The sequence below is a fragment of the Mesorhizobium silamurunense genome (assembly GCF_014843825.1).
In the GTDB taxonomy this organism is placed as follows: Bacteria; Pseudomonadota; Alphaproteobacteria; order Rhizobiales; family Rhizobiaceae; genus Mesorhizobium; species Mesorhizobium silamurunense.
The window spans coordinates 1-3,992 of the sequence record NZ_JHQR01000238.1 but is presented as its reverse complement, the minus strand read 5'-3'; the positions used below and the strand labels follow the sequence as shown (position 1 = coordinate 3,992).

5 protein-coding genes and 1 pseudogene are annotated in these 3,992 nt (G+C 63.4%); 4 read left to right on the top strand and 2 right to left on the bottom strand.

Annotated elements, in window-relative coordinates; all coding sequences use genetic code 11:
• Positions 1-843, bottom strand: an 843-nt coding sequence (locus DH10_RS25660; protein ID WP_192385500.1) for a helicase HerA domain-containing protein, incomplete at its 3' end; no start/stop codon positions are given.
• Between the two features lie 203 nt (positions 844-1,046).
• On the opposite strand from DH10_RS25660, the gene DH10_RS25655 reads away from it, so the two are divergent.
• Together DH10_RS25655 and DH10_RS25650 are read left to right on the top strand one after the other, a co-directional pair.
• Complete coding sequence (locus tag DH10_RS25655; protein WP_192257867.1) at positions 1,047-1,799, top strand: NYN domain-containing protein; 753 nt, start codon at positions 1,047-1,049, stop codon at positions 1,797-1,799.
• A gap of 102 nt (positions 1,800-1,901) precedes the next feature.
• The gene (locus tag DH10_RS25650; protein WP_192257865.1) at positions 1,902-2,156 is read left to right on the top strand and encodes a hypothetical protein; all 255 of its coding nucleotides are present in this window, start codon (positions 1,902-1,904) and stop codon (positions 2,154-2,156) included.
• 239 nt (positions 2,157-2,395) lie between these two features.
• Here DH10_RS25650 and DH10_RS25645 read toward each other — a convergent pair whose 3' ends face one another.
• The gene (locus DH10_RS25645; protein WP_192252310.1) at positions 2,396-2,881 is read right to left on the bottom strand and encodes a hypothetical protein; all 486 of its coding nucleotides are present in this window, start codon (positions 2,879-2,881) and stop codon (positions 2,396-2,398) included.
• Positions 2,882-3,083: 202 nt separating this feature from the next.
• Here DH10_RS25645 and DH10_RS25640 point away from each other — a divergent pair, with 202 nt between their 5' ends.
• Positions 3,084-3,449, top strand: a complete 366-nt coding sequence (locus DH10_RS25640) for a RidA family protein (protein WP_192252307.1) — start codon at positions 3,084-3,086, stop codon at positions 3,447-3,449.
• 27 nt (positions 3,450-3,476) lie between these two features.
• Positions 3,477-3,992, top strand: a pseudogene (locus DH10_RS25635) (amidohydrolase/deacetylase family metallohydrolase); the annotation flags it as partial.

Here is a 3,992-nt window from a genome sequence, read left to right as displayed (position 1 = left end):
CAGGATGATCGAGCGCGCATCCTCGAGCGTTGCTTCCGGCAGCGGCATCAGCCGCGGCGTGCCGTTGCGTGGGCTGGTCTCCGTCGAGCCGATCCGCAGGCTTAGCGGGCGGCGCGACAATGCGGGCCCGAGCGCCATGAAATGCCCCCGCTCCAAGTCGCGAAACGCTTCCGCCTGCCGGCGCTCCATGCCGAGCAGGTCGGCCGCGCGCGCCATGTCGATGTCGAGGAAAGTCCGACCCATCAGGAAGTTGGAGGCTTCCGCCGCAACGTTCTTGGCGAGCTTGGCCAGCCGTTGCGTGGCGATGATGCCGGCAAGCCCGCGCTTGCGGCCGCGGCACATCAAATTGGTCATGGCGCCTAGGGAAAGCTTGCGCGCCTCGTCGGAAACCTCGCCGGCGGCGGCCGGCGCGAAGAGCTGAGCTTCGTCGACCACCACCAGCATCGGGTACCAATGGTCGCGCGCGACTTCGAACAGGCCGCCGAGGAAGGCGGCGGCGCGCCGCATCTGGTTCTCGGCGTCGAGCCCTTCGAGGTTGAGCACCGTCGAGACGCGATGGATGCGCGCCCGCTCGCCGGCCGCCTGCAGGCCGCGCTCGGTATGCTCCTCGGCATCGATCACCAGATGGCCGTAGCGCTCGCCGAGCGAGACGAAATCGCCTTCGGGGTCGATGATCGTCTGCTGCACCCAGGGTGCGCTCTGTTCGAGCAAACGGCGCAGCAGATGTGACTTGCCCGAGCCCGAATTGCCTTGCACCAGCAGGCGGGTCGCCAGCAGTTCCTCAAGGTCGAGGGCCGCCGGCGCACCCGCCGTCGTCTGCCCCATCTCGATTGCAACCGTCATGTCGACTCAGAAGTCTCCCTGCGCCGGATCGGGTTATCAACCCGATCGCCGTGCGTCGAGTGTGCAATCGCCGGCCGCCCGGTGTTCGCACAGCTACTCGGTGCGCAAGTGCCGACGCTATCGGCTTGTATCCTCGACGGTCGTATCGTTGGCGGCTAGATTCCGCTACATCTGCTGTGTCGACAACAAAGATGGAAGCAATCGTGCCAGCTGAACAGCGTTCTCCACGGCTTGCGGTACTGATCGACGCAGACAATGCTTCGGCCAGAATTGTCGATGGGCTTTTCGAGGAGATTGCCAAGATCGGCGAGGCAAGCGTCCGTCGCATCTATGGCGACTTTTCCAGCGCTCGTTCGAAGGCTTGGACCGACGTGTTGTCCAAGCACGCGATCATCCCGCAACAGCAATTCGCCTACACCGCGGGCAAGAACGCGTCCGACATCACATTGGTCATCGATGCAATGGACCTGCTTCACAGCGGTCGCTTCGACGGCTTCTGCCTGGTGTCGTCCGACAGCGATTTCACCCGTCTTGCCTCGCGCATCCGGGAAGAGGGCGTCGACGTGTACGGGTTTGGCGAGCAGAAGACGCCGGAGAGCTTTCGCCAGGCATGCCGCAGATTTGTCTACACGGAAAACCTGCTGCCAATGTCGCCGGCAAACACCCCGGACGCGGTCTCAACCACGAAATCGCTGCAGCCGCCGAGCGCCGCCACTCCGATCATCACCAGGGTTATCGCGCAGATGGAAAGCGAAGACGGCTGGGTGCCGCTCGGCGCGGTTGGCAACCAACTTGCCAACCTTGCTTCGGACTTCGACCCCAGAACGTTCGGCTTCCGCAAGTTGAGCGACCTTGTGAGGAAGACAAACGCGTTCGACATCGACCATCCCGAAGGCGGAACGATGCGAATAAGGATCAAGCCGGCTTCGCCGAGGTCCAGGGCGAAAGGGCGCTGACCAAGGCCTGCTCCGCTAACTGGTCGGACCACCATTTCGCTGGCGCAATCCCGCCATTGGCGTATCATCTTTCTGGAGAGGGTTCATGGCAGGAGGAGGCTAATGAACGTCGCTTCGGAAGTGCCCGTCATGGATCTGACGGTGCAAGATCTTGTTTCGTTTGCCCTTTCGAAATTTCGCGCCGGCGACACCATCTCGACCCGCGCGATGCTCGACGTCATCCGCCAATCGGACCCCGCCTGCGAGGACAGCGACGACCATCTGGTCGAACTGATCGTCATGACCGCCGTTGGTAAGACCATGGGTATCGTCTTCGATCATCGCTCGCCCGATGAGCGGCTACCGCGCCTGTCCTAGGCTGCCCTCCGAACGCATTTGCCTGCAGGGTTCGGGGTCATCGCGCTCTAGGGTTTGTTGAGATTCAGGTCAGGCCGAGCCGAAAAAGGTGACTTCCGAGAACCGGAGCGGAGCGTACTTGAAGGCCGTAGCCTTAACTGCCACGCCACTCTCATGTCATGATGCTTCGGCCGGCGAAGGCCGGAAGCGCAGGAAGTCGCCGTTTGCAGGCCGGCCTCACCTGAATATCAACAGATCCCCTAGCTTCCCAGCGGATGTGGCATGTAGCCGACGAAGCCGGCGATCTTCCAGCGGCCGCCGACCTTGCGGCAGAAGTAGAGGGTCTGCCATTTGAGGCGGTCGACACCGCCATCCGCCCTGGCGACCGAGCCGTCGAACTTTTTGTGCAGCACCGCGCGATCGCCGTCGACGTCGATGTCGCGCATGTTGGTGACGCGGAACAGCGCCTCGCGCAGCGGCTCGGCGAATTTCGTCGCGGCGGTTTCCTTGGCCTGGCGCAGCCACTCGTCGCGATAGACTTCCAGCCTCGGGAATTGCAGTCGCCAGGCGTCGGCATCGTTGAGGAAATGCGCATGCATGCCGAAGAAGCTCTCGGCGATGAAGTCGTCCTCGACCATCGACCAGTCCTGGCCGAGGAAGGCGTCGATGTCGCGCCGCACCAGCATTTCCCACAGCGCGTGGCGATCTGCATCGCCCTCCGGAAATGGATTCTTGTCGAAGGTCATGCTGGATCTTCCCTCTTCTTGCCTGCCACCGGCTCCCCGCCGGTTGCGTACCGGCTTCGGGCGCAGGATGCTCAGGCTTTTGTAATAAAGCAACATGGATTTCGAAAAAATGTTGCTTTCCGACATTGCCTCTAGGAGGATCACGCCGACAGGCGTAGACGGCTATCAGAATGAACCCATTCGGTCGACAAAGGAGGCCCACTTGCCCAAGCAGTGCTTTGGAAAATCGCATGTCCCGCTCTCGCCGGCCGTTCGCGCCGGCGACTTCGTCTATGTCTCCGGCCAGGTGCCGGTGGGCAGCGACGGCCTGGTGGTCAAGGGCGGCATCGCCGAGCAGGCCGAGCAGGTATTGCAGAACGTCAAGGCTGCGCTGGCGCTTGCCGGCTGCACCATGGACGATGTGGTCAAGACGACCGTCTGGCTCGAGGACGCCCGCGATTTCGGTGCCTTCAACACGGTCTATGCTAGGCACTTCCCGAATGACCCGCCGGCGCGCACCACCGTCGAGTCGCGCCTGATGATCGACATCAAGATCGAGATCGAAGCCGTCGCCTACCGCCCGGTCTGATCGCAAAAGACAACGAAGGAGGCGCCGATGCAGTTCGATCTGCTGATCAAGGGCGGCCGTGTGATCGACCCGGCCTCGGGCCTCGATGCGCTGCGCGATGTCGCCATCGCCGATGGCCGCGTCGCCGCGATCGACGCGGCAATCGATGCGGAGGCCGCCGGTGAGGTCGTCGACGCCAGGGACTGCATCGTCACGCCCGGGCTCGTTGACCTGCACAGCCATGTCTATTGGGGCGGCACGTCGCTCGGCGTCGATGCCGACCGGCTCGCCGCCAAGAGCGGCACCACCACTTTCATCGATGCCGGCAGCGCCGGCGCCGGCAATTTCCTGGGCTTTCGCCGCCATGTCATCGAGCGCTCCAAGGTCCGCATCCTCGCTTACGTCAACATCTCCTTCGCCGGCATCTTCGGCTTCGCCAAGACCGTGTCCGTCGGCGAATGCGCCGATCTTAGGCTCTGCGAGCCGCGCGAAACGGTTGCGGCGGTGCGCGAGCACGCCGATGTGGTGGTCGGCGTCAAAGTCCGCTCCGGCCGCCACGCCGGC